Source organism: Agrobacterium leguminum, from assembly GCF_005144435.2.
Taxonomy (GTDB): Bacteria; Pseudomonadota; Alphaproteobacteria; order Rhizobiales; family Rhizobiaceae; genus Agrobacterium; species Agrobacterium leguminum.
In genome coordinates this window covers 1,484,921-1,509,193 of the sequence record NZ_CP120212.1, presented here as the reverse complement: position 1 = coordinate 1,509,193, position 24,273 = coordinate 1,484,921, and the positions used below count along the sequence as shown (strand labels likewise).

General features: G+C 60.9%; 20 protein-coding genes. 14 read left to right on the top strand and 6 right to left on the bottom strand.

Annotated features, from left to right (window positions below; genetic code table 11):
• Positions 1-2: 2 nt before the first annotated feature.
• Both CFBP4996_RS21545 and CFBP4996_RS21540 read right to left on the bottom strand, forming a co-directional pair.
• Positions 3-581, bottom strand: coding sequence for a GbsR/MarR family transcriptional regulator (locus CFBP4996_RS21545; protein ID WP_003522458.1), 579 nt, complete (start codon positions 579-581; stop codon positions 3-5).
• A gap of 461 nt (positions 582-1,042) precedes the next feature.
• On the bottom strand, positions 1,043-2,074 hold the full coding sequence (locus CFBP4996_RS21540; RefSeq protein ID WP_080853863.1) for an L-idonate 5-dehydrogenase: 1,032 nt from the start codon (positions 2,072-2,074) through the stop codon (positions 1,043-1,045).
• A 220-nt stretch (positions 2,075-2,294) separates the two neighbouring features.
• Here CFBP4996_RS21540 and CFBP4996_RS21535 point away from each other — a divergent pair, with 220 nt between their 5' ends.
• The 3 genes from CFBP4996_RS21535 (at position 2,295) to CFBP4996_RS21525 (ending at position 5,176) form a co-directional block, all read left to right on the top strand.
• A complete protein-coding gene (locus CFBP4996_RS21535) occupies positions 2,295-3,050 on the top strand; it encodes an SDR family oxidoreductase (protein ID WP_003522158.1) in 756 nt (251 codons plus the stop codon).
• A gap of 88 nt (positions 3,051-3,138) precedes the next feature.
• A complete protein-coding gene (locus CFBP4996_RS21530; protein WP_035263414.1) occupies positions 3,139-4,032 on the top strand; it encodes an NAD(P)-dependent oxidoreductase in 894 nt (297 codons plus the stop codon).
• 160 nt (positions 4,033-4,192) lie between these two features.
• Positions 4,193-5,176: an aldose 1-epimerase gene (locus tag CFBP4996_RS21525; protein ID WP_080854821.1), complete on the top strand. Its 984-nt coding sequence runs from the start codon at positions 4,193-4,195 to the stop codon at positions 5,174-5,176.
• Positions 5,177-5,194: 18 nt separating this feature from the next.
• On the opposite strand, the gene CFBP4996_RS21520 is transcribed toward CFBP4996_RS21525, so the two are convergent.
• Positions 5,195-5,656: an Lrp/AsnC family transcriptional regulator gene (locus tag CFBP4996_RS21520; protein WP_003522155.1), complete on the bottom strand. Its 462-nt coding sequence runs from the start codon at positions 5,654-5,656 to the stop codon at positions 5,195-5,197.
• Between the two features lie 167 nt (positions 5,657-5,823).
• Here CFBP4996_RS21520 and CFBP4996_RS21515 point away from each other — a divergent pair, with 167 nt between their 5' ends.
• From CFBP4996_RS21515 to CFBP4996_RS21465, 11 genes are all read left to right on the top strand, one after another.
• Positions 5,824-6,537, top strand: a complete 714-nt coding sequence (locus CFBP4996_RS21515; protein ID WP_080853864.1) for an aspartate/glutamate racemase family protein — start codon at positions 5,824-5,826, stop codon at positions 6,535-6,537.
• Complete coding sequence (locus CFBP4996_RS21510) at positions 6,538-7,308, top strand: class II glutamine amidotransferase (RefSeq protein WP_080853865.1); 771 nt, start codon at positions 6,538-6,540, stop codon at positions 7,306-7,308. It abuts the gene before it with no gap.
• Between the two features lie 152 nt (positions 7,309-7,460).
• Complete coding sequence (locus CFBP4996_RS21505; protein ID WP_162936045.1) at positions 7,461-7,622, top strand: hypothetical protein; 162 nt, start codon at positions 7,461-7,463, stop codon at positions 7,620-7,622.
• Positions 7,623-7,749: 127 nt separating this feature from the next.
• Positions 7,750-10,212, top strand: coding sequence for a glycogen/starch/alpha-glucan phosphorylase (locus tag CFBP4996_RS21500; RefSeq protein ID WP_003522152.1), 2,463 nt, complete (start codon positions 7,750-7,752; stop codon positions 10,210-10,212).
• Positions 10,212-12,419: a 1,4-alpha-glucan branching protein GlgB gene (gene glgB, locus CFBP4996_RS21495; protein ID WP_035263407.1), complete on the top strand. Its 2,208-nt coding sequence runs from the start codon at positions 10,212-10,214 to the stop codon at positions 12,417-12,419. Before CFBP4996_RS21500 ends, glgB begins: the two co-directional genes overlap by 1 nt.
• A gap of 21 nt (positions 12,420-12,440) precedes the next feature.
• On the top strand, positions 12,441-13,703 hold the full coding sequence (gene glgC, locus CFBP4996_RS21490) for a glucose-1-phosphate adenylyltransferase (RefSeq protein ID WP_003522150.1): 1,263 nt from the start codon (positions 12,441-12,443) through the stop codon (positions 13,701-13,703).
• A 5-nt stretch (positions 13,704-13,708) separates the two neighbouring features.
• The gene (gene glgA / locus CFBP4996_RS21485) at positions 13,709-15,151 is read left to right on the top strand and encodes a glycogen synthase GlgA (RefSeq protein WP_080853866.1); all 1,443 of its coding nucleotides are present in this window, start codon (positions 13,709-13,711) and stop codon (positions 15,149-15,151) included.
• Positions 15,152-15,155: 4 nt separating this feature from the next.
• Complete coding sequence (locus tag CFBP4996_RS21480) at positions 15,156-16,784, top strand: alpha-D-glucose phosphate-specific phosphoglucomutase (protein ID WP_080853867.1); 1,629 nt, start codon at positions 15,156-15,158, stop codon at positions 16,782-16,784.
• 106 nt (positions 16,785-16,890) lie between these two features.
• Positions 16,891-18,846 (top strand): glycogen debranching protein GlgX, encoded by a 1,956-nt coding sequence (gene glgX / locus CFBP4996_RS21475; RefSeq protein ID WP_080853868.1) that lies wholly within the window; start codon positions 16,891-16,893, stop codon positions 18,844-18,846.
• 54 nt (positions 18,847-18,900) lie between these two features.
• Entirely contained in the window at positions 18,901-19,389 is a 489-nt protein-coding gene (locus CFBP4996_RS21470) for a MaoC family dehydratase (protein ID WP_080853869.1), read from the top strand.
• Between the two features lie 23 nt (positions 19,390-19,412).
• Positions 19,413-20,456: a DUF2332 domain-containing protein gene (locus CFBP4996_RS21465; protein WP_080853870.1), complete on the top strand. Its 1,044-nt coding sequence runs from the start codon at positions 19,413-19,415 to the stop codon at positions 20,454-20,456.
• On the opposite strand, the gene CFBP4996_RS21460 is transcribed toward CFBP4996_RS21465, so the two are convergent.
• From CFBP4996_RS21460 to CFBP4996_RS21450, 3 genes are read right to left on the bottom strand one after another with little or no spacing between them, the layout of a single operon-like run.
• Entirely contained in the window at positions 20,453-21,007 is a 555-nt protein-coding gene (locus tag CFBP4996_RS21460; protein WP_080853871.1) for a sarcosine oxidase subunit gamma, read from the bottom strand. The two genes, CFBP4996_RS21465 and CFBP4996_RS21460, sit on opposite strands and share 4 nt — an antisense overlap.
• A complete protein-coding gene (locus CFBP4996_RS21455) occupies positions 21,000-23,960 on the bottom strand; it encodes a sarcosine oxidase subunit alpha (RefSeq protein ID WP_080853872.1) in 2,961 nt (986 codons plus the stop codon). Before CFBP4996_RS21455 ends, CFBP4996_RS21460 begins: the two co-directional genes overlap by 8 nt.
• Positions 23,957-24,271 (bottom strand): sarcosine oxidase subunit delta, encoded by a 315-nt coding sequence (locus tag CFBP4996_RS21450; RefSeq protein ID WP_003508553.1) that lies wholly within the window; start codon positions 24,269-24,271, stop codon positions 23,957-23,959. Before CFBP4996_RS21450 ends, CFBP4996_RS21455 begins: the two co-directional genes overlap by 4 nt.
• Between the last annotated feature and the right edge of the window lie 2 nt (positions 24,272-24,273).

The window sequence follows — 24,273 nt, the reverse complement described above, 5'->3', positions numbered from 1 at the left end:
CCTCACCCGTCCTTCTTTGCGCCACGGGGTCTGGCGAGGGAGACGATCTTGTCCTTAGCCTCCAGAAGCTTCGTAACCTTCGAACCGAGCGCCAGAAGCGAAGCCAGCCTTTCCGTCTCCAGCCGCTTCACATCGTCATACCAGCCGGTCAGCTGCTCGATCAGCGTCTTCATCTCGTCGATGCGCTTTTGCGCATGCCGCTCATCTTCGTTTTCCGGCGTCTCCATCAGAATTTCGCGCAGCACGCTGAGCGTGGGATCGATCTCGCGCTTCTTGCGCTCTTCGGCAAGGGTGCGGAGAATTTGCCAGACATCGTCAGGCGTCGTGAAAAAATCGCGCCGGTCGCCGGGAAAATGCTTGAGAATTGCAAGGTTCCACGCCTGCAACTCCTTGAGGCTCATCGACACGTTGGAACGGGAAATGCCGAGCGCCTCCACAATCTCGTCCGCACACAGCGGCTGCGGCGAAATATAAAGCAAAGCATAGACTTGGCCGACGGTGCGGTTGATGCCCCAGCGGCTGCCCATCTCACCGAAATGCAGCACGAAGGACTGAACGAGCGGGGACAGGCTGGTTGGCATTTTTACGTTTCCTGAATTTTCAGTAATTTCTGAAATTTCGATAACGCAAAAAACGGCAGGCGGCAAATCACCTTTTTGACCTGCGTCAAAATGTGCAAACGGGCAGAGGCGACGCCGGTAAAGACGGTCGTGGGTGCAGCCCGGAGCCAAATATGCGGCGGTCGTGTTAGGGGGTATGACAGGCTGGGGCGTTTGCTGGCGTCCGTCACTTTCCCTCCGTCATTCCGGCCTTGAGCCGGAATCCAGCCAGCCCAAGCCCTTGGGCTGAAAGGACTGTCTCGCCGCGCAGACGCGCGTCGGCTGGATTCCGGCTCAAGGCCGGAATGACGTACCTAAAGCAGTTGATGATATCGATAACATCTTCACGAGTCTCCACGGGCAAGAACCCGCCGAAAAAAATCGGCGGCGGGATGACCCGCCGCCGATCAAAACGTCGGCACATTCGCGCGCAGAAACGTTGCTTACGAAAAAGCGATCTGCACCTTCATCGCACGGCTGCGGTCCGAGGCGAATTCGAAGGCCGAGATGGCGTCGGCGAGATCGACGGTCTGCGTGATGAACGGTTTGACGTCGATCAGGCCCTTGCGCATCAATTCGACCCCGGTGGCGAACTCCTCGTGGAAGCGGAAAGAGCCGCGCAGATCCAGTTCCTTGGCGGTGATCGCCATCATCGGCAGGCTCATATCGCCGCCAAGGCCGAGCTGGACGATGATGCCGCGCGGACGAAGCGCCGTAATACCGCCGGCAAGCGCCACGGCGGCGCCAGAGCATTCATAGAGAACATCGAAGGTTCCCTTGTTCGCGCCATAGGCGGCAAGTGCGTCGGGCTCATCCTTGCTGTTGATGACACGATCCGCACCCGCCTCACGCGCCTTGGCAAGCGTGAAATCGGAAAGATCGGTGGCGACGATCTCGGCCGCGCCGGCGCGGCGGGCCGCCAGAATGGACAAGATGCCGATCGGGCCGCAGCCGGTGACGAGCACGCGTTTCCCCAGCAAATCGCCAGCGCGGCGCGTGGCATGCAGCGTTACCGCCAGCGGTTCCGCCATGGCCGCCTCACCGGCGCTCAGGCCATCGGCCGGCACGCATTGCAGGGCGTCCGCCACCAGAACCTCACGGAAAGCGCCCTGAATATGCGGGAAAGGCATGGCGCTGCCATAAAAGCGCATGTTGAGGCACTGGTTGTGCAAGCCTTCCTGGCAGAAGCGGCAGGTTCGGCATGGGCGGGACGGCGAAACGGCAACCAGACCGCCGACCTTCAGCCCTTCCACCCCCTCGCCCAGTTCTTCGATGACGGCGGAGACCTCATGGCCGAGCACCATGGGTTCACGAAGCCGCACCGCGCCGAAACCGCCATGGTTGTAATAATGCAGATCGCTGCCGCAAATTCCGCCCCGGACCAGACGAAGCCGCACTTCTCCCGGCCCCGGCGCTTCCTCGGGCCGCTCCTCGATGCGCACATCCTTTGCCCCATGGGCAACAATCGCTCTCATAAATATCTCCCGTTCGACATCGCGCTTGAGCGGCGCGACAAAATAATCCGCATCCCTGTCACCGCCGCCTGCCGCGCATTTGCACGTCGTGCCGCCTCCCCGCCCACCCGATCCGTACCGAAACCGGGCGTTTAAGCCTTGACATCCACGTCTGAAAGGGATGAATGTTATCGATAACATAAACCTGTATGAATGCAATGTCGAGAGACTGGAGGAAACAGTGGGCCTTAAATTGTTCGATCTTTCCGGCCGCCGCGCCCTGATCACGGGTTCATCCCAGGGCATCGGCTTCGCGCTGGCGCAAGGGCTGGCGGAAGCGGGAGCGGAAGTGGTGCTGAACGGGCGCGACGAGGCGAAGCTGAAAGCCGCCGCCGCCGGCATCAAGGGTGCGAAAACGCTTGCCTTCGACGCCACCGATCATGAAGCGGTGCGCAAGGCCATCGACGGTTTCGAGGCGGAAGTCGGTCCCATCGATATTCTGGTCAACAATGCCGGCATGCAGCACCGCACGCCGCTTGAGGATTTTCCGGCGGATGCCTTCGAGCGCCTGCTGCAGACCAACATCGCCTCGGTGTTCCACGCCGGACAGGCGGCCGCGCGCCACATGATCAGCCGCGGCCGTGGCAAGATCATCAACATCGCCAGCGTTCAGACCGCCCTTGCCCGCCCCGGCATCGCGCCCTACACCGCCACCAAGGGCGCCGTCGGCAACCTGACGAAAGGCATGGCGACGGACTGGGCCAAATACGGCCTGCAGTGCAACGCCATCGCACCCGGCTATTTCGACACGCCGCTCAACGCGGCCCTGGTGGCGGACGAAACCTTCTCGGCATGGCTTGAAAAGCGCACGCCCGCCGGTCGCTGGGGCAAGGTCGAAGAGCTTGTCGGCGCCTGCATCTTCCTGTCGTCCGATGCCTCATCCTTCGTGAACGGACATATTCTCTATGTCGACGGCGGCATCACCGCTTCGCTTTAAAAACACCGAAACCGGATGGCCGGGTGCGGCCGCCATCCGGTTTTGAACCGACGACACCACGACACTTTGGGAGGAGGCCGTGAACACCATGACCGAGAAGAACAAAGTCGCCCTGATCGGCGCCGGCGCCATGGGCGGGGCAATCGGTACACGGCTCATCGAGACCGGAAACCAGCTGACGGTTTTCGATCTGGATGCGGAAAAGGTGGCGGCGCTGACGAGCCTTGGCGCGCAGAGCGCGGGTACGGCGGCGGAAGCGGCTTCGGTTTCCGATGTGGTCATCCTCAGCCTCAATTCGCCGAAAATCGTTCGCATCGCCGTCTTCGGCAAGGATGGCGTCGCGGCGGGGGCGAAGCCCGGCACGCTCATCATCGACATGTCCTCCATCGATCCGGAAGCGACGAAAGAACTGGCGGCAGATGCCGCGGAAAAAGGCCTGCGCTGGGTGGACAGCCCGCTTTCGGGCGGCGCGCCCAAGGCGCTCATCGGGCAATTGACGCTGATGGCCGGCGGCAGCGAAACGGATGTGGCCGATGCGCATCGCGTGCTGCGGCATGTGGCCAGCAATTATACCCACATGGGTCCCTGCGGCGCGGGGCAGACGACGAAACTCATCAACCAGGTTCTGTGCGGGTTGAACTTCCTTGCGGTGGCGGAAGCAACCCAGCTTGCGCTGGATGCCGGCGTCGATGCCGCCAAAATCCCGCAGGCGCTGAAGGGCGGCCGCGCCGACAGCGCCATCCTGCAGGAATATATGCCGCGTTATGTGGCGAAGGATTATCGCCGCACCGGCCGCATCGACAATATGGTGAAAGATCTCAACGGCGCGCAGGATCTCGCCCGGCGCACCAACACGGCCATGCCGCTGACGGCGGTTTGCGCCGAGGTGCACCGCATGCTGACGGCGGCCGGGCTGGGTGGGGAGGATCAGGCCGCGCTGATGGAATATTTCAGCGGCGCGAAACGAACCTTTCCGGACTGATTTGCCCGGCAGACATGGAATGGCAGGAGCCTGTTGATACAGCCCTTGCGGGCCCTTAACGGCCATTGCGAAATTGTCCTTCAGCGAAGATGATCGGGCGAATCGGCACGGCAGCTGCCCCGATGACCGCAGACGCATGCATGCAAAGGACAATTTCCCGATGACACCCTCCACCACAGGCACGGGGATTGCCGGTCTGACCGTTTCTGGAAACGGTTTCATTGCCGAAATCGCTTGCGAGGGCGCGACGCTTTTAAGCTGGCGGCCGGTCTCTGCCGATGGCGGCGAAGGCGAAAATCTTGTCGACGGATATTCGACGCCTGCCGAAATGCAGTCGCAAAACGGCGTGAGAAACGGCATTCTCGCACCCTTCACCAATCGCATCCCGGATGGTCGGTTCAGTTTTGGCGGGCAGATGCACCGCATTGAGCCGGTGCTTGCTCACGAGGCCCTCGTCTTCCACGGATTTGCCAGAGCCCTGCCCTTCGCGCTTGCGCAGTCTTTCGAGGAAAAGGGTGCTCACATTCTCGTCTTCCGCGCCGAAATAGCGCCTGAGGATTTCAAGGGTTATCCCTACCGTCTCGCCATCGAGGTGGAATATCGTTTCGCCGGCCACGAGGTCACCATCGACATACGCGGCATCAATCGGGATGACCGGCCCCTGCCTTTCGCCGCCGGCTGGCATCCCTATTTTCGCCTGCCCGGCACGACGTCTATCGACGACCTTCTTCTCACACTGCCCTCGCGAACGGCGATTGAAACAGACGAAGACCTGATCCCCCTGCGCAACCCACAGGGCGGGGTGGTCAAACGGGACGACACCCGCTTTCTCCATGCGCCGCTGGCCGGCCATGTGCTCGATGTCTGCTTCACCGACCTCATCGCATCCGAAAACGGGCTTTACAAGACGAGGCTGGAAAACCGGCACGACGGTTCGAGCCTGACGGTATGGCAGGAGCGCGGGCACATGCATGTCTTCACCGGCGATACGCTCGCCCGCGACAGGCGGCAATCCATCGCGCTCGAACCGGTGGAAACGCCGACCAACGCCTTCAACCAGCCGGAACTCGCGGATGCGATTGCGCTGCAACCGGGCGAGACGCGAAGCTTCCGCTTCGGCGTTCGTTTCGAGACGGCGCGCTGATCAAGGCTCGATGATCGCTCAGATATGTGTCGTCGGCAGGGAAGACGAGAGCTTCACGGTCTCCATGGAGATATAGGCGGACATGTCGTAAAGCTCGACGCGGCGCAGGATCTGTTTGTAGATCGTGTCGTAATATTCGACATTCGGCAGCACGAGTTTCAGAATATAGTCGAAATTGCCGGTCAGCCGGTGAACCTCGACAATTTCCGGTATGGTGCTGACGGCGGCATGGAACCGGTCCAGCCAGTCCTCCGCATGCAGGCCGGTTCTCACCAGCAGGAAAACCGTGGTCGGCAGGTTGATCTTGCGCCGGTCGAGCAGCGCCATCGTACCCGTCACATAACCTTCCGCCCGCAGCCGCGTAATGCGGCGCGAACAGGCGGATAGCGACAGCGACACTTCCTCCGCAATGTCGGCGAGCGGCGTTTCTGCATTTTCCTGGAGAATCGCAAGGATTCGGCGGTCACGGTCATCAATCATCGGCAAAGAATGCACAGGTTAACACAATAGCGCAAGAAATTTGCGACCTATAGAGAAAGAGCGCCCTAATTTTGCATCTACGCCGTGAAATCGCTGCAAAAACGCATGCCGTTTTCGCCCCGACGATGGCATTCTTATTTTCAATCAAACTTGATAAGGGAACTCTTATGAAACGGATCGGCCTGATCGGCGGCATGAGCTGGGAATCCACCGCAACCTATTACCGCATGATCAACGAGGCCGTGCGCGACAGCCGCGGCGGACTGGTTTCGGCCGACATCGTCATGCATTCGCTCGATTTTTCCGAGGTCGTCGCCCTTCAGAAGGCCGATCGCTGGGATGAGGCCGGTGCGCTTCTGGGTGCGGCCGGCGCGCGCCTTGCCAATGCGGGCGCCGATTGCGTGCTGATCTGCACCAACACCATGCATCTGGTCGCGGACACCGTGGAGAAGATGTCCGGCGTGGCGTTGATCGATATCATCGATGAAACCGCCGCAGCCCTGAAGGCGGACGGACGCCGCAAGCCGCTGCTTCTCGCCACCCGTTACACGATGGAACATGGTTTCTACACCGACCGCATGCGCCGCCACGGCGTCGAGGTGGTCGCGCCGGATGCGGAAGACCGGGCTGCAATCCACGACATCATCTTCGGTGAACTTTGCCAGGGCGAAATCAAGTCCTGCTCGCGCGAGCGCTATCTCGCGGTCATCGAGAAGGCCCGCGCACTCGGCGTCGATTCCGTCATTCTCGGCTGCACCGAGATTTCGCTGCTGATCGATCCCGATGCCCTGCCGCTGCCGGGTTACGATTCGACCGCCATTCACGCGAAGGCCGCCGTCGGCTTCGCGCTCGGAAACAAGGCCCTGAACAGAGCCGCATGAATGTGCCGCCTCTTTGCCTATTCCGGTAAACCGGTCTGGCTCGACAGTCTTCTGATCGAGCCGGAAGCATCGCTGGTCAGCCAGTCCATGGCCGCAAGGGAAGCGAAAACCGTCGTCAATGGCGATGGCTGCGGCCTTGGCTGGTATGGCGAACGTGGAACACCCGGCGTTTTTCGCGATACAAGGCCCGCATGGTCAGACGCCAATCTGGCGGCGCTTTGCCACCAGCTCCGCTCGGGCATGTTCATGGCCCATGTCCGCTCCGCCACATCAGGCGAAGTGTCCCGCGCCAATTGCCATCCCTTTGCGCATGGGCGATACCTGTTCATGCATAACGGCCAGATCGGCGGTTACGAGCAGATCAGGCGCGATATCGATTCCCTCATCCCCGACGATATCTATGCATCCCGGCGCGGCACCGGCGATAGCGAAGCCATTTTCCTGATTGCCGCCGGGCATGGCCTCGACACCGAGCCGGTTCGCGCCATTTCCACCGCGCTGCGGCTCTGCCAGGACAAGATGATGGCGGCAGGCGTGTCTTCCGCGCTGCGATTCAGTGCCGTCCTGATGGATGGCGATTGCCTGCATGCCTTCCGCTGGTCGAGCGACGACAAGCCGCCGACACTCTACTGGCGCGGGCTCGATGACGGCATCGCATTGAGTTCCGAACCCTTTTCCTTCGATTGCGCGCCCTGGTGCGCCGTTCCCCCGAATACCAGAGTGACGATCCGCGCCGGGGAGATGGCGATGGAGCCTTTTCTCCTGCCGTAAACAGCGCCATTGGCGATGATCGCAGCCGGTTTTTACACCCGCGCCACCACAGGTCGGCGCGGCGGCAGCACTGCCCTGTTTATTTTCATTGAATTTTCACAACCGCGAAGGCTAGTGTGTGATCCGATAGTTCGAAACAGATTTCAGGACCGGTGAACCATTTCAGAAGTATTGCAGCCTCTTCCCCTTTTCCGAGCGATGCCCGGCATCGCAAGGACCAAGAAAATCCGCTGAAGAACGGCGCAGACAGGGCGATCAATGCCTTCGGCGATCCTTTGGGCGCCGAGAAAAACACTTATTTTTCATTGCGCTAAGCTGTTCAATTTTCCGAAAAAATTGCTGTTGCCACGCCTCCATATCGATGCATAAACTGGCATCAGCAAAGGCAAACCGGATCGACCTCATCAGACCCTCTCCTCCCACCAAGGTGCTGACCGACCAATGATCAATAATCTTAACGCCGCCGATCTTCCCCGTCCCGCCCCGCGCAGTTCCAACCCGGAAATCATGGCGTCGGAAATCATCGAACGCCTCACCTACCGTATCGGCAAGGATGTCAAGGTTGCCAAGCCCCATGACTGGCTGACCGCAACCATCCTCGTCGTCCGCGACCGCATCATCGACAAGTGGATGGAATCCACCCGCAAGGCCTATGCCAACAATTCCAAGCGCGTTTATTACCTGTCGCTCGAATTCCTGATCGGCCGCCTGATGCGCGACGCCATCTCCAATATCGGCCTGATGCACGAAATCCGCGATGCCCTGTCCTCGCTCGGCGTCGATCTGGATGTCATCGCCGGGCTGGAGCCGGATGCGGCGCTCGGCAATGGCGGTCTCGGCCGGCTTGCGGCCTGTTTCATGGAATCCATGGCGACCGTCGACATTCCCGCCTATGGCTACGGCATCCGTTACGTGCACGGCCTCTTCCGCCAGCAGATGGCGGATGGATGGCAGGTGGAACTGCCGGAAACCTGGCTGGCGCACGGCAACCCCTGGGAATTCGAGCGCCGCGAAAGCTCCTATGAGGTCGGCTTCGGCGGCTCGGTGGAAACCATCGGCGGTTATGAAGATCCGCAGCGTTTCGTCTGGAAACCGGCTGAACGCGTCATCGCCATGGCTTACGATACGCCGGTCGTCGGCTGGCGCGGCACCCGCGTCAATACGCTGCGCCTGTGGTCGGCGCAGCCTATCGACCCCATTCTGCTGGCCGCCTTCAACGCCGGCGACCATATCGGCGCCTTGCGCGAAAGCAACAAGGCGGAAAGCCTGACACGGGTTCTCTACCCTGCCGATGCGACGCCGGCCGGTCAGGAACTGCGCCTGCGGCAGGAGTTCTTCTTCTCCTCCGCCTCGCTGCAGGACATTCTGCGCCGCCATTTGCAGCAATATCCCGATTTCACCTCGCTGCCTGAGAAGGTCTCGATCCAGCTCAACGATACGCATCCGGCCATTTCCATCGCCGAAATGATGCGTCTTCTGTGCGATGTGCACGGGCTGGAATTCGAGGAAGCGTGGAAGATCACGCAGGGCACGTTCTCCTATACCAACCACACGCTTCTGCCGGAGGCGCTGGAGAGCTGGCCGGTGCCGCTGCTCGAGCGTCTTCTGCCAAGACATATGCAGATCGTCTATGCGATCAACGCCAACACGCTGGTCTACGCCCGCAAGGAAAAGAAGATGGCGGATCAGCAGATCCGTTCGATCTCGCTGATCGATGAAGGCGGCGAACGCCGCGTGCGCATGGGCAACCTCGCCTTTATCGGCTCGCATTCCATCAACGGCGTTTCCGCCCTTCATACCGACCTGATGAAGGAAACGGTCTTTGCCGACCTGCACAGCCTTTATCCTGACCGTATCAACAACAAGACCAATGGCATCACACCGCGCCGCTGGTTGATGCAGTGCAATCCGGGCCTCACCAGCCTGCTGCGCGAAGCGATTGGCGACGATTTCCTCGACGATGCAGAAAAACTCACCGCGCTCGACCGTTTTGCCGACGATGCCGGTTTCCGCGAAAAATTCGCCGAGGTGAAGCGTCTGAACAAGGTGCGGCTTGCCAATACGGTGGCGCAGCGCATGGGCATCCGCGTCGATCCCTCGGCCATGTTCGACATCCAGATCAAGCGTATCCATGAATATAAGCGCCAGCTTCTGAACCTCGTGGAGACGGTCGCGCTTTACGATCAGATCCGTTCTCACCCGGAACTGGATTGGGTGCCGCGCGTTAAGTTCTTCGCAGGCAAGGCGGCGCCGAGTTATCACAACGCGAAGCTGATCATAAAGCTTGCCAACGATATTGCCCGGGTCATCAACAACGATCCGGCCGTGCGCGGGCTTCTGAAAGTGGTGTTTGTTCCGAACTATAACGTCTCGCTTGCGGAAATCATGGTTCCCGCCGCCGATCTTTCCGAACAGATATCGACGGCCGGCATGGAAGCTTCCGGCACCGGCAACATGAAATTCGCACTCAACGGCGCGCTCACCATCGGTACGCTCGATGGCGCCAACGTCGAAATGCGCGATCATGTCGGCGCGGAGAATATCGTCATCTTCGGAATGACGGCGGACGAAGTGGCCAAGGCGCGCGCCGAAGGCCACAATCCCCGCGCGATCATCGAAGGATCGGCCGAGCTGTCGCAGGCGCTGTCTTCCATCGCCTCCGGCGTCTTTTCGCCGGATGACCGCTCGCGTTTCGCCGGCCTGATCGACGGTATTTACAACAGCGACTGGTTCATGGTCGCCGCCGATTTCGACGCCTATGCCAATGCGCAGCGGGAAGTGGACGCGATCTGGAGCGATCCGGACAGCTGGTATGCCAAGACAGTGCGCAACACGGCGCGCATGGGCTGGTTCTCGTCCGACCGGACAATCCGCCAATATGCCACCGAGATCTGGAGAGCCTGATGAAAAAACCGCTCAATTCGGCCGAAGAGAAAAAGACTGGCGACATCACGAAGGCTGAAATCGAGGCGATCAAGAGCGGTTTGCATTCCAATCCCTTTGCCCTTCTCGGCGTGCACGAAACGCCGGAAGGGTTTTCCGCCCGCTGTTTCATTCCCGGCGCCGAGGAGGTTTCCGTCCTGACACTGGACGGAAATTTCGTGGGCGAATTGAAGCGGCTCGATCCGGACGGCTTTTTCGAAGGCCGGATCGATCTTTCGAAGCGACAGCCGGTGCGGTATCGCGCCAGCCGCGACGATGCCGAATGGGCGGTGACCGACCCCTACAGCTTCGGCCCGGTTCTCGGCCCCATGGACGATTATTTCGTCCGCGAAGGATCGCATCTCAGACTCTTCGACAGGATGGGCGCGCATCCGCTGAAGCTCGAGGGCGTCGAGGGCTTCCACTTCGCCGTCTGGGCTCCCAATGCGCGGCGCGTTTCCGTCGTCGGCGATTTCAACAATTGGGATGGTCGTCGGCATGTCATGCGGTTCCGCAAGGATACCGGCATCTGGGAAATCTTCGCGCCTGACGTCTATGCCGGCTGTGCCTACAAGTTCGAAATCCTCGGCGCAAACGGCGAGCTTCTACCGTTAAAGGCAGACCCCTATGCGCGGCGCGCCGAGTTGCGGCCGAAAAACGCCTCCGTTACCGCGCCGGAACTCACCCAGAAATGGGAAGACCAGGCCCACCGGGAACATTGGGCGCAGGTGGACCAGCGCCGCCAGCCGATCAGCATTTACGAGGTGCATGCCGGCTCCTGGCGGCGGCGCGAGGACGGCACGTTCCTGAGCTGGGATGAACTGGCCGCCCAGCTCATTCCCTATTGCACGGATATGGGCTTCACCCATATCGAGTTCCTGCCCATCACCGAACATCCCTATGACCCTTCATGGGGTTACCAGACGACCGGGCTTTATGCGCCGTCCGCCCGTTTCGGCGATCCGGAGGGCTTTGCGCGTTTCGTCAATGGCGCCCACAAGGTCGGCATCGGCATCCTGCTTGACTGGGTTCCGGCGCATTTTCCAACCGACGAGCACGGCTTGCGCTGGTTCGACGGCACGGCGCTTTACGAACATGCCGATCCGCGTCAGGGTTTTCACCCCGACTGGAATACGGCCATCTATAATTTCGGCCGCATCGAGGTGATGTCCTACCTCATCAACAATGCGCTTTATTGGGCCGAAAAATTCCATCTCGACGGCCTGCGCGTCGATGCGGTCGCCTCGATGCTCTATCTCGATTATTCCCGCAAGGAAGGCGAGTGGATCCCCAATGAATATGGCGGACGGGAAAATCTCGAATCCGTCCGCTTCCTGCAGAAGATGAATTCCCTCGTCTACGGCACCCATCCGGGCGTCATGACCATTGCCGAGGAATCCACCTCCTGGCCGAAAGTGTCGCAGCCGGTCCACGAGGGCGGCCTCGGCTTCGGCTTCAAATGGAACATGGGCTTCATGCACGATACGCTGAGTTATTTCTCGCGTGAGCCGGTGCATCGCAAGTTCCACCATCAGGAGCTGACCTTCGGCCTGCTTTACGCCTTCAGCGAAAATTTCGTGCTGCCGCTTTCCCATGACGAGGTGGTGCACGGCAAGGGATCGCTGATCGCCAAGATGTCCGGCGACGACTGGCAGAAATTCGCCAATCTGCGGTCCTATTACGCCTTCATGTGGGGTTATCCCGGCAAGAAGCTGCTGTTCATGGGGCAGGAATTCGCACAATGGAGCGAATGGAGCGAAAAGGGCTCGCTCGACTGGAACCTGCGCCAATATCCGATGCATGAGGGCATGCGCCGCCTCGTGCGCGATCTCAACCTCACCTACCGTTCAAAACCCGCTTTGCACGCCCGTGACTGCGAACCGGAAGGTTTCCGCTGGCTTGTGGTGGATGACCACGACAATTCCGTCTTTGCCTGGCTGCGCATGGCGCCGGGCGAAAAGCCGGTGGCGGTCATCTGCAATCTCACGCCGGTCTATCGGGAAAATTACTATGTGCCGCTTCCGCTTGCGGGGCGGTGGAGGGAGATTCTCAACACCGACGCCGAAATTTATGGCGGCAGCGGCAAGGGAAATGGCGGACGCGTTCAGGCGGTCGATGCCGGGGGAGACATCGGGACAATGCTCGTCCTGCCGCCACTCGCAACGATCATGCTCGAGCCGGAAAACTGACAGACAGAGAGGGAGGACACCATGTCGGAAAAAAGAGTTCAGCCTTTGGCACGCGATGCAATGGCCTATGTCCTCGCAGGCGGCAGAGGAAGCCGCCTGAAGGAATTGACGGACCGCCGGGCAAAACCCGCCGTCTATTTCGGCGGCAAGGCGCGCATCATCGATTTTGCGCTCTCCAACGCGCTCAATTCCGGCATTCGCCGCATCGGCGTCGCCACGCAATACAAGGCGCACTCGCTCATCCGCCACCTGCAGCGCGGCTGGGATTTCTTCCGTCCCGAGCGTAACGAAAGCTTCGATATTCTGCCGGCCTCCCAGCGCGTTTCCGAAACGCAATGGTATGAAGGCACGGCCGACGCCGTCTACCAGAACATCGACATCATCGAGCCCTATGCGCCGGAATATATGGTCATCCTCGCCGGCGACCATATTTACAAGATGGATTACGAATACATGCTGCAGCAGCATGTCGATTCCGGCGCCGACGTGACGATCGGCTGCCTTGAAGTGCCGCGCATGGAAGCGACCGGCTTCGGCGTGATGCATGTGAATGAAAAAGACGAGATCATCGATTTCATCGAAAAGCCGGCCGATCCGCCGGGCATTCCCGGCAATGAAGGCTTCGCTCTCGCCTCGATGGGCATCTACGTCTTCCACACGAAATTCCTGATGGAAGCCCTGCGCCGCGACGCCGCTGACCCGACCTCCAGCCGCGACTTCGGCAAGGACATCATTCCCTATATCGTCGAACACGGCAAAGCCGTCGCCCATCGCTTCGCCGATAGTTGTGTGCGTTCGGATTTCGAGCATGGCCCTTACTGGCGCGACGTCGGCACCATCGATGCCTATTGGCAGGCCAATATCGACCTGACGGATGTGGTGCCGGACCTCGATATCTACGACAAGTCCTGGCCGATCTGGACCTATGCGGAAATCACGCCGCCGGCGAAATTCGTGCACGATGACGAGAACCGCCGCGGCTCGGCCGTGTCTTCGGTCGTCTCCGGCGATTGCATCATTTCCGGCGCTTCCCTGCAGCGCAGCCTGCTGTTTACCGGGGTGCGCGCTAATTCATACTCCCGCCTTGAGAATGCCGTAGTACTGCCGAGTGTGAAGATCGGGCGTCATGCCCAGCTCAGCAATGTCGTCATCGACCATGGCGTGGTCATTCCGGAAGGACTGATTGTAGGAGAAGACCCAGAACTGGATGCCAAACGTTTCCGCCGCACCGAAAACGGCATTTGCCTTATCACCCAATCGATGATCGACAAGCTGGACCTGTAGAGCCCATGAATGTCCTTTCGGTTTCATCCGAAATCTATCCCCTGATCAAGACCGGAGGGCTCGCCGACGTTGCCGGCGCGCTCCCCATCGCGCTGGAAGCCCATGGCGTCACGACGCGCACATTGATACCCGGATATCCGGCGGTGAAAGCCGCCGTGACGGACCCCGTCAAATGTTTCGAATTTACCGATCTGCTCGGCGAAAAAGCCGATGTGCTCGAAGTGCGGCATGAGGGGCTTAACCTCCTCATTCTCGATGCGCCCGCTTATTACGAGCGCTCCGGCGGCCCCTATCTCGACCAGACCGGCAAGGATTACCCTGACAACTGGAAGCGTTTCGCGGCGCTGTCGCTGGCTGCGGCCCGCATTGCCGCCGGCGCGCTTCCCGGCTGGCGACCGGATATGGTGCATGCCCATGACTGGCAGGCCGCGATGGCGCCGGTCTATATGCGTTATGCCGAAACGCCGGAGATTCCGAGCCTTCTCACCATCCACAACATCGCTTTTCAGGGCCAGTTCGGCGCGAATATCTTCAGCAAGCTTGCATTGCCCGCCCATGCCTTCGGCATGGAAGGCATCGAATATTACAACGATGTGAGCTTCCTGAAGGGTGGCCTGCAGACGGCAACGGCGCTCAGCACCGTCAGCCCGTCCTATGCCGAGGAAATCCTCACCCCGCAATTCGGCATGGGGCTGGAAGGAGTGATCGGCAGCCGCGCCCATGTGCTGCACGGCATCGTCAACGGCATTGATGCCGATGTCTGGAACCCGGCGACGGACCATCTGATCCACGACAATTATTCAGCCGCCAATCTCAAGAACCGCGCGCTGAACAAGAAGGCGGTCGCCGAACATTTCCGCATCGACGATGATGACAGCCCGCTTTTCTGCATCATCTCCCGCCTCACCTGGCAGAAGGGCATCGACCTCATGGCGGAAGCCGTGGACGAGATCGTTTCCCTCGGCGGCCGTCTGGTAGTGTTGGGAGCCGGCGATGTGGCGCTGGAAGGCGCGCTTCTGGCGGCGGCGTCCCGCCACCATGGCCGCGTCGGCGTTGCCGTCGGTTATAACGAGCCGCTGTCGCATCTGATGCAGGCGGGCTGCGATGCGATCATCATTCCCTCGCGTTTCGAACCCTGCGGCCTCACCCAGCTTTATGCGCTGCGCTACGGCTGCATTCCGGTCGTCGCCCGCACCGGCGGCCTTGCCGACACGGTGATCGACGCCAACCATGCCGCCATCGCCAATAAATCGGCGACCGGCGTGCAATTTTCACCCGTCACGCTCGATGGTCTGAAACAGGCGATCCGCCGGACCGTCCGTTATTACCACGACCCGAAACTATGGACACAAATGCAGAAACTCGGAATGAAATCCGATGTTTCCTGGGAAAAAAGCGCCGGTCTTTACGCCGCGCTTTACAGCCAGCTTATTTCGAAAGGCCATTGAAACAATGATCAAGACCGTTCAGACGAAGCCCTATCAGGACCAGAAGCCGGGCACATCCGGCCTGCGCAAGAAGGTGCCAGTCTTCGCCCAGGAAAATTACGCCGAGAATTTCATCCAGTCGATCTTCGACGCGCTTGAGGGCTTTCAGGGCCAAACGCTGGTGATCGGCGGCGATGGCCGTTATTACAACCGCGAAGTCATCCAGAAGGCGATCAAGATGGCCGCCGCCGCCGGTTTCGGCAAGGTGCTGGTCGGTCAGGGCGGCATTCTCTCGACGCCTGCCGCCTCCAACGTCATCCGCAAATACAAGGCCTTCGGCGGCATCGTGCTTTCCGCCAGCCATAATCCCGGCGGCCCGAACGAAGATTTCGGCATCAAATACAATATCGGCAATGGCGGCCCCGCACCGGAAAAGATCACCGATGCGATCTATGACCGCTCGAAGGTCATCGACAGCTATAAAATCTCCGACGCCGCCGATATCGATCTCGACAAGGTGGGCAGCTTCAAGGTGGATGAGCTGACGGTCGAGGTTATCGACCCGGTCGCCGATTACGCCGCTTTGATGGAAGAACTGTTCGATTTCGCCGCCATTCGCGCCCTGATCGCCGGCGGCTTCAGGGTCGTGGTCGATTCCATGAGCGCCGTCACCGGCCCCTACGCCGTGGAGATCATCGAAAAGCGTCTCGGCGCGCCGAAGGGCTCGGTCCGCAATGCCACGCCGCTGCCGGATTTCGGCGGCCACCATCCAGACCCGAACCTTGTCCACGCCAAGGAGCTTTATGACGACGTCATGAGCCCGGAAGGCCCCGATTTCGGCGCCGCCTCCGATGGCGATGGCGACCGCAACATGGTGGTCGGCAAGGGCATGTTCGTCACCCCGTCCGACAGCCTCGCCATCATCGCGGCCAATGCCAAACTGGCCCCCGGTTACGCCGCCGGCATTTCCGGCATCGCCCGCTCGATGCCGACCAGTGCGGCGGCGGACCGTGTGGCCGAAAAGCTCGGCCTTGGCATGTATGAAACGCCGACCGGCTGGAAATTCTTCGGCAATCTCATGGATGCCGGCAAGGTAACGATCTGTGGCGAAGAAAGCTTCGGCACCGGCTCCAACCATGTGCGCGAAAAGGACGGCCTGTGGGCCGTGCTCTACTGGCTGAACATCGTCGCCGCGCGCAAGGAAAGCGTGAAGGACATCGTCACAAAGCACTGGGCCGAATATGGCCGCAACTATTATTCCCGCCATGACTATGAGGAAGTGGATTCGGACGCCGCCAACACGCTGGTCGCAACCCTGCGCGAAAAACTCGCCACACTTCCCGGCACCAGCTACGGCAATCTGAAGGTCGCGGCGGCGGATGATTTTGCCTATCACGATCCGGTCGATCAGTCGGTCAGCAAAAATCAGGGCATCCGCATCCTGTTCGAAGGTGGTTCGCGCATCGTGCTGCGCCTTTCCGGCACGGGTACTGCGGGCGCCACGCTTCGCCTCTATGTCGAGCGTTACGAGCCGGATGCAGCCCGTCACGGCATCGAAACGCAGGAGGCGCTCGCCGACCTGATTTCCGTTGCCGATACCATCGCCGGCATCAAGGCCCATACCGGCCGCAACGCACCGAGCGTTATTACGTAAGGGCTTGCCGCCCGCTCATGAGGGACGCACTGAAAGCGTCCCTCACTCGGCCTTGCCTCCCTTTTCCATTCTGGAAGAGAAACACCGTTCCCCGGAGAGACAGACCATGCAGACACCTTCCGTTTTCCCCAAAGGTGCAATCCACACGGAAAACGGAACGGAATTCACGGTCTATTCCCGGCACGCCTCGCAGATCGATCTCTGCCTTTTCGATGCGAAGGGCGAAAAAGAAACGGCGCGTTTGCCGATGACGCGCGGCGAAGATGACGTTCACCGGTTGACCGTCTCCGATGCCGGCCCCGGCACACGATACGGCTTTCGCGCTCACGGCATTTACGCCCCCGAACACGGCCTCTGGTTCGATCCTGCGAAACTGCTGCTCGACCCCTATGCCACGGAGATCGACCGCCCCTTCCGGCACGATCCCGCACTTTACGCCTTTGGTGCGGATACCGGCGGGATCATGCCGAAAGCGATTCTTTCGCAGCATGAGCCAGTCCGGCGTCAACCGCCGCTTTTTGCCGAAGGCGGGCTGATTTACGAACTCGCCGTCAAATCCTTCACCCGGCTGCATCCTGAAGTGCCGGAAGAGATCAGGGGCACCGTTGCCGCACTTGCCCATCCCGCCATTGTCGCGCACCTGAAAAAAATCGGCGTCGATGCGGTGGAGTTGATGCCGATCACCGCCTGGATCGACGAGCGCCACCTGCCGCCGCTCGGCCTTTCCAATGCCTGGGGTTATAATCCCGTCGGCTTCATGGCGCTCGATCCGCGCCTCTGCCCCGGCGGCGTGCGGGAATTGCGCGACACGATTGCGGCGCTGCATACGCAAGGCATCGGCGTCATTCTCGATCTGGTCTTCAACCATACCGGCGAAAGCGATATAGAAGGTTCGATCCTGTCGTTGCGCGGGCTCGATAATCTCACCGCCTTCCGCCACCCGCCGGGAAAGCCGGGTGTGCTGGTCAACGATACCGGTACCGGCAACACGGTCGCCTGCGACCATCCCTATATTCGCCAACTCATCGTCGATTCCCTCAGACATTTCGTTCTGAATGCCGGCGTCGACGGCTTCCGTTTCGATCTCGCGCCCGTGCTCGGGCGAACGGCCAATGGCTTCGACATGGCAAGCGAAACGCTCGCGGCCATGCATTCGGACCCGGTACTTTACGACCGCCTGCTGATCGCTGAACCATGGGATATCGGCCCCGGCGGATATCAGCTCGGTAATTTCCCCGAGAGCTTTCTGGAGTGGAACGACCGCGCCCGCGACGATATGCGCCGCTTCTGGCGCGGCGACGCCGGCACCACCGGGGCGCTGGCAGATGCGCTTTCCGGGTCTTCGCCGATCTTTTCCCGCCATGGCCGCCTAAACAGCCGCAGCGTCAATTTTCTCGCCGCCCATGACGGTTTCACCCTGTTCGATCTTGTCAGCCACGAACACAAGCACAATGAGAAAAACGGCGAGAACAATCGCGACGGCCACAATGAAAACCACTCCTGGAACAATGGTTTCGAAGGCCTGACGGATGATCCTGCCATTGTCGCCGCCCGCATTGCGGATGTAAAGGCGCTGCTTTCCACCCTGTTCGTCAGTCGCGGCGTCTTGATGCTGACCGCCGGCGATGAGGGCGGCCGCAGCCAGCATGGCAACAACAATGCCTATTGTCAGGACAATGACATTACCTGGGTCGACTGGTCTTCGCTTGTCCCCGAACTGATCGATCACACCGCATTTCTCGCAGCGCTTCGCAAACGCTTCGGCATCTTTTCCGAGACCGGCTTCTTTTCCGGCAGCGGCGATGTGACATGGCTTGCGCCGGGCGGGGAGCCCATGACGATTGCGGACTGGGAAAGCCCGAATGGACCGGCCTTCGCCATGGTGCTTTCAACGGCGGACCGGGAAACGGGCGACGAGGTCGAGCTTGCGATTCTCATCAATCGCGGTCGCGACGTCGTTCCTTTCACGCTGCCCGGCAATGGCTGGCATGCGATCGGCACGGATTTCGGCAATCCCGCCTTCCTGCCCGCCCGTTCCGTGGTGTTTTATCTGCGCAGTTGATCCCTTCGCGTCGCCAGCCGTATAAGTCCCTGGAAACAATGCGGACGAGGTAACATGACAAAAGAAATTGCGCTGGCGGAGATGAAAAATCTGGTCGGCACGGAAATGGGCGTTTCCGACTGGATCACCGTCGACCAGACGATGATTGACGCCTTCGGAAAGGCGACACTGGACGAACAGTTCATCCACACCGACCCGGAGCGCGCCAAAGCGGAAAGCCCCTTTGGGGGCACCATCGCGCATGGGTTCCTGACGCTGTCTCTGCTTTCGGCGCTGAATTACGATGCCCTGCCCCGCATTCGCGAACAGACCATGGGCATCAATTACGGCTTCGATGCTGTTCGTTTCGTTACGCCGGTCAAAAGCGGTGCGCGGGTGCGCGGCCGCTTCACGCTGGCGGAGGCGCGTTTTCGCGGCGCTGCCATGTTGATGACGACCTATGACGTGACGGTGGAAATCGAAAACGAGAAAAAGCCAGCACTTACCGCCCGCTGGACCACCATTAGCCAGTTCAACCCGGAGGACAGGCCGGAAGACGCCTGAAACTGCCGCAAGGGAGAGACCGCATGCATGACGAAGCCGTAAGGAATGCGTTTCTCGTGCAGGCAAGAGCCTGCGACAGCCTCGGCTCGCCCTTTACCGCACGGCTTTGCCGCGCCATGGCAGCAAGGCTCGACCGCCATACCGAGGTGGGCGAGCGCATTTTATCCTGGCCAGGCGATGTCGGCCCCTCGGGCGATTCCGTTCCCCTGCGGCTGGCGGGCGCCCTGCATGCGCTCGCCATAGAGGAAAAGATCGCGCCGCTTGCCGAAATCCCGCCGGAAGACGAAGAAGCGCTCTGGCAGGCCTGCGCCAGCGCCCTGCGTTTTCATTCCGCCTTCATCATCGACCGGTTGAAATCACCGCCGCAGACCAACGAGGTTCGCCGTTCCGCCGTTCTGCTGCCGGGCTTTCTTTCGATTGCGAAATTAACCGGCAAGCCGCTGGTGCTTTCCGAAGTCGGAGCCAGCGCTGGCCTCAACCTGCAATTCGACCGTTACCGATATCGCCTCGGCGACCTCGCCTGGGGTGAGCAATCCGATGTTTTCCTGTCACCGGAATGGCGCGGCGACACCCCGGCCCATGAGCAGATCGAGGTTATCGAGCGCGCCGGCTGCGATCTCAATCCGCTCGACCCGTCATCCGCCGAAGATCGCCTGCGGCTGATGTCCTATGTCTGGGCCGATCAGACAGACCGGCTGGAGCGAACCGCCGCCGCCCTGCGGATAGCGGTGGAGCATGGCCTGCATGTCGAGAAGGCGGACGCGGTCGACTGGCTGAAACGCCGCCTTGCCACGCAATATGCGGGTGCTGTCCACGTCGTCTATCATTCCGTCGCCTGGCAATATCTGCCCGATGGACTGAAACAGGCAGGCGAGGCTGTGATTGCCGAAGCTGGAACCCGCGCCACGCCGGATGCCCCGCTTGCCCGGCTGCAAATGGAGGCGGACGCGACGCCGGGCAGCGCCGCCACTACCCTGCAGATCTGGCCAACCGGCGAGAAACAGGAAATCGGCCGAGCCGATTTCCATGGACGATGGGTGGAATGGCGGGGCTGGATGGCGGGTTAAACCGCCACGTCCTCAGCCGCTTCCTGCAACAGCCCGCCGACATATTCCGCAAAGGAACGCCAGCATTCCACCCGGAACGTATCGTCCGCCGTGCGCAGCAGCACCACTTCCGCCTTGCCGAAAACGGTGCGTGAGCACGCGCCGACCGGGAACTTTGCGAGAGAAAGATCCTGCGGGCAGCCGGCATTGAGTGCCGCTTCCGCACCGGCGCCGGAGACGATGACGGCCGTATTTCGATGGGAAACATCGGTTGCCGAAAACAGGCCGGAAACGCCGGCGAGAGCCGCCACCAGGTCGCTTTCGCCCTGATCGATCACCAGCCATTCATCCGGGCCGAGCCACAGAGCGGACCGCAGGCCCGAGGTGACGGAGCTTTTCGGGCGGGCAGGCAGGGCAAGACCGAGCGCTTGCGAAAGTGCCGGCAGGGCGCTTTCCCGGGCGCGCAGCGACAGCCGCGATGCGGAAGCAGCGGGTTTCAGCGAAACGAAGGGAGAGCCCCCGTGAAAATCCTCGAGCACGGATTTGCGTTTTGCGTGAAGTTTGTCAGCCATTGAGACGGGCTCCTTCCTTGTCGAGGAAGACCATGTCGGTCACTTCGACGGCAATGGTTTTATCGGCGAGCGGAATATAGAGCGTTTCGCCCATGCGCGCCCTGCCATCCGCCACCAGCGCAAAAGCGATGGAATGGCCGAGATTTTCCGACCAGTAGGCGGAGGTGACATGGCCGAGCATGGTCATGGGCTTCGGCTGGTTTGGATCGACAACGATCTGGCCGCCCTCGTCCGGAACGATCAGCCGGTCTTTCGTCTTCAGGCCGACAAGCTGTTTGCGGCCGGAGCGCGTGAGATCGGGACGTTTCAGCCCGCGAATGCCAACGAAATCCGTCTTCTTTTTGGAAACGGCCCAGGCAAGCCCCGCATCGTCAGGCGTCACCGTACCGTCCGTATCCTGCCCGACGATGATATAGCCCTTTTCCGCACGCAGAATATGCATGGTCTCGGTGCCGTAAAGGCAGCCGCCGACGGCTTCCGCCCTTTCGCGGATCGCGGTCCAGACGGCTGCGCCGTAATCGGCCGGAACGTTGATTTCGAAACCGAGTTCGCCGGTGAATGACACGCGGAAGAGCCGTGTCGGTACGCCGCAGAAGGTACCTTCGGCCACCGCCATATGCGGGAAGGCTTCCGGAGACAAATCAATGCCCTCGACGAAGGGCGCGATAACCTCGCGCGCCTTTGGCCCCTGCACTGCAATCACAGCCCATTGTTCGGTGGCCGAGGTGAGCCAGACATTGAGATCGGGGAATTCGGTCTGGAGATAATCTTCCATGTGCTGGAGAACGCGCGGCGCGCCGCCCGTGGTCGTCGTCACATGGAAACGGTCTTCGGCAAGACGCCCGACGACGCCGTCGTCGTAAACGAAGCCGTCTTCGCGGGTCATGATGCCGTAACGGCAGCGGCCGGGTTTCAGCGTGTCCCAGGCATTGGTGTAGATGAGGTTCAGAAACTTCGCCGCATCCGGGCCGACCACTTCGATCTTGCCGAGCGTGGAGGCATCGAACACGCCGACGCTTGTCCGAACCGTCTTGCATTCGCGGTTGATCGCCTCATGCATGTCCTCACCCGCCCGCGGGAAGAACCAGGCGCGCTTCCAGTTGCCGACATCCTCGAACACCGCACCGGCAGCCAGCTCTTCCTCGTGCATCGGCGTCTTGCGGGCCGGGTCGAACAGCGCGCCGCGCGAATGGTTGATGAGCGTACCGAAGGTGACCGGCGTATAGGGCTGGCGGAAGGTGGTGAGACCGACCTTGGGCAAATCCCGGCCGAGCGCCTCCGATGCGATGGCAAGGCCATGCATGTTGGACATCTTGCCCTGATCGGACGCCATGCCATTGGTGGTGAAGCGCTTGATATGCTCGACGGAATGCATGCCTTCGCGCACGGCAAGGCGGATATCCTTGGCGCAGACATCGTGCTGGAAATCGATGAAGGCCTTGACGCCGGTTCCCTCACCCGCGCCTTCTGCCGCACCGATCATGCCGCCTGTCCAGGTCCGCGCATTCTCGCCGGAAAATTCCACGCCGCCGTCGCCGGCAGCCGCAGCCTCGGCGATCAGCGCTGCGAGATCGTCCGTGCCGTTGCAGGCGCCGATGGAGACACCGTTCTGCACATGGATATCCGGCAGGAAACGCTGGTTAGCCGCGTCAAACTTCAGCTTGCCGCGCGATTGCGAGAAGAGATGCACCGAAGGCGTCCAGCCGGCGGAAACGACAAGCGCATCGATGGCGATCTTGCGCTTGTTGGAGCCGCCATTGCGGCCGACGGTCATCGAGGAGACGCGCAGGCGGCCGGCGGTATTGTAAACGCTATGGCCCGCCAGCACTTCGATGCCGAGCGCCCGTGCCTCATCCAGCAGGCGCTGATCCGGGTTCTCGCGGCAATCGACGATGGCGGCGATCTTCACCCCGGCCTTTTTGAGATCGAAGGCCGTCTCATAGGCCGAATCATGGGCGGTGTAGACCCCGACATTTTGGCCCACGGCGACGCCGTAATGGTTGAGATAGATGCGTGCGGCCGAGGCCAGCATGATGCCGGGGCGGTCATTATTGGCAAAGACCATGTGGCGTTCGATCGCACCCGCCGCCAGCACGACCTTTTTGGCGCGCACCTGCCACAGTCGCTCGCGCGGCTGGTGTCTGGCGGGCGTGGCGAGATGATCGGTCACCCGCTCGGCCAGCGCCACGAAATTGTGGTTGTAATAACCAAAAGCGGTGGTACGGGTCAGAACCCGCACATTGGGCAGGGACTTCAGTTCGGCAAAAACCTTCTGCGCCCATTCGTAACCGGGCAGACCGTCGATGACAGTACCGGTGTCGAAACGCAGCGCGCCGCCGACTTCGGCATTTTCATCGACCAGAATGACGCTGGCGCCGGTTTTCGCGGCAGCAAGCGCCGCCGTCAGACCAGCGACACCGGCGCCGGCCACCAGCACGTCGCAATGGGCATAACGGCCGGAATAATGATCCGCATCCGGCTCGCTCGGCGCCTTGCCGAGACCGGCGGCGCGGCGGATCAGCGGTTCGTAAACCCTGTGCCAGGCGGCCTTCGGCCACATGAAGGTCTTATAATAAAACCCGGCCGCGAACATCGGCGACAGGAGGTCGTTGATCGCACTCAGATCGAAGGATAGCGACGGGAAACGGTTCTGCGAGGCGATGATGGCGCCGTCGAACACTTCCTGCACTGTGGCGCGCACATTGGGCTGCTTGCGCAGGCTGTCGCGGGAAACGTCGATCAGCGCATTCGGCTCTTCCGGCCCGGCGGAAAGGAAGCCGCGCGGCCGGTGATATTTGAACGAGCGGCCGATCAGATGCACGCCATTGGCCAGAAGCGCGGAGGCGACCGTGTCCCCCTCCAGCGCCTGATAAATCTTGCCATCGAAGGTGAAGCGCGCGGTTCTGGCCGGGGTGAGACGACCGGCCCCCTTGATACGATAATCGCCGCTCATTGCCCGGCTCCCTTTTCTGCGGAAAGGACCGTCTCAGTATCGGGTTTCGGCTCACCCGCCTTGTAGGTCATCAGGAATTTGTCGCTGACCGAATCGCGGGCGGCGTTGAAGAAGCGGCCGCAGCCGTGAATGTGACGCCAGCGCTCGAAAACGAGGCCCTTGTCATTGTCGCGAATGAAGAAATATTCGGCGAAGGCCTCGTCGGAAATATCGGCGATGTTTTCCGGCCGGGCAATATGGGCTTCGCCCGCCCAGCGGAATTCCAGTTCGGAACGGTCTTCCCCGCAATAGGGGCAATGGATCAGAAGCATCG

Bases quoted from the DNA above. Each gene is read 5' to 3' on its own strand.
- CFBP4996_RS21510 (WP_080853865.1), top strand. From the start codon at position 6,538: ATGTGCCGCCTCTTTGCCTATTCCGGTAAACCGGTCTGGCTCGACAGT.
- CFBP4996_RS21460 (WP_080853871.1), bottom strand. From the start codon at position 21,007: ATGGCTGACAAACTTCACGCAAAACGCAAATCCGTGCTCGAGGATTTT.
- glgC (WP_003522150.1), top strand. From the start codon at position 12,441: ATGTCGGAAAAAAGAGTTCAGCCTTTGGCACGCGATGCAATGGCCTAT.
- CFBP4996_RS21470 (WP_080853869.1), top strand. From the start codon at position 18,901: ATGACAAAAGAAATTGCGCTGGCGGAGATGAAAAATCTGGTCGGCACG.
- glgA (WP_080853866.1), top strand. From the start codon at position 13,709: ATGAATGTCCTTTCGGTTTCATCCGAAATCTATCCCCTGATCAAGACC.
- CFBP4996_RS21525 (WP_080854821.1), top strand. From the start codon at position 4,193: ATGACACCCTCCACCACAGGCACGGGGATTGCCGGTCTGACCGTTTCT.
- glgX (WP_080853868.1), top strand. From the start codon at position 16,891: ATGCAGACACCTTCCGTTTTCCCCAAAGGTGCAATCCACACGGAAAAC.
- CFBP4996_RS21545 (WP_003522458.1), bottom strand. From the start codon at position 581: ATGCCAACCAGCCTGTCCCCGCTCGTTCAGTCCTTCGTGCTGCATTTC.
- CFBP4996_RS21465 (WP_080853870.1), top strand. From the start codon at position 19,413: ATGCATGACGAAGCCGTAAGGAATGCGTTTCTCGTGCAGGCAAGAGCC.
- CFBP4996_RS21530 (WP_035263414.1), top strand. From the start codon at position 3,139: ATGACCGAGAAGAACAAAGTCGCCCTGATCGGCGCCGGCGCCATGGGC.
- CFBP4996_RS21500 (WP_003522152.1), top strand. From the start codon at position 7,750: ATGATCAATAATCTTAACGCCGCCGATCTTCCCCGTCCCGCCCCGCGC.
- CFBP4996_RS21520 (WP_003522155.1), bottom strand. From the start codon at position 5,656: ATGATTGATGACCGTGACCGCCGAATCCTTGCGATTCTCCAGGAAAAT.
- CFBP4996_RS21540 (WP_080853863.1), bottom strand. From the start codon at position 2,074: ATGAGAGCGATTGTTGCCCATGGGGCAAAGGATGTGCGCATCGAGGAG.
- CFBP4996_RS21480 (WP_080853867.1), top strand. From the start codon at position 15,156: ATGATCAAGACCGTTCAGACGAAGCCCTATCAGGACCAGAAGCCGGGC.
- glgB (WP_035263407.1), top strand. From the start codon at position 10,212: ATGAAAAAACCGCTCAATTCGGCCGAAGAGAAAAAGACTGGCGACATC.
- CFBP4996_RS21515 (WP_080853864.1), top strand. From the start codon at position 5,824: ATGAAACGGATCGGCCTGATCGGCGGCATGAGCTGGGAATCCACCGCA.
- CFBP4996_RS21455 (WP_080853872.1), bottom strand. From the start codon at position 23,960: ATGAGCGGCGATTATCGTATCAAGGGGGCCGGTCGTCTCACCCCGGCC.
- CFBP4996_RS21450 (WP_003508553.1), bottom strand. From the start codon at position 24,271: ATGCTTCTGATCCATTGCCCCTATTGCGGGGAAGACCGTTCCGAACTG.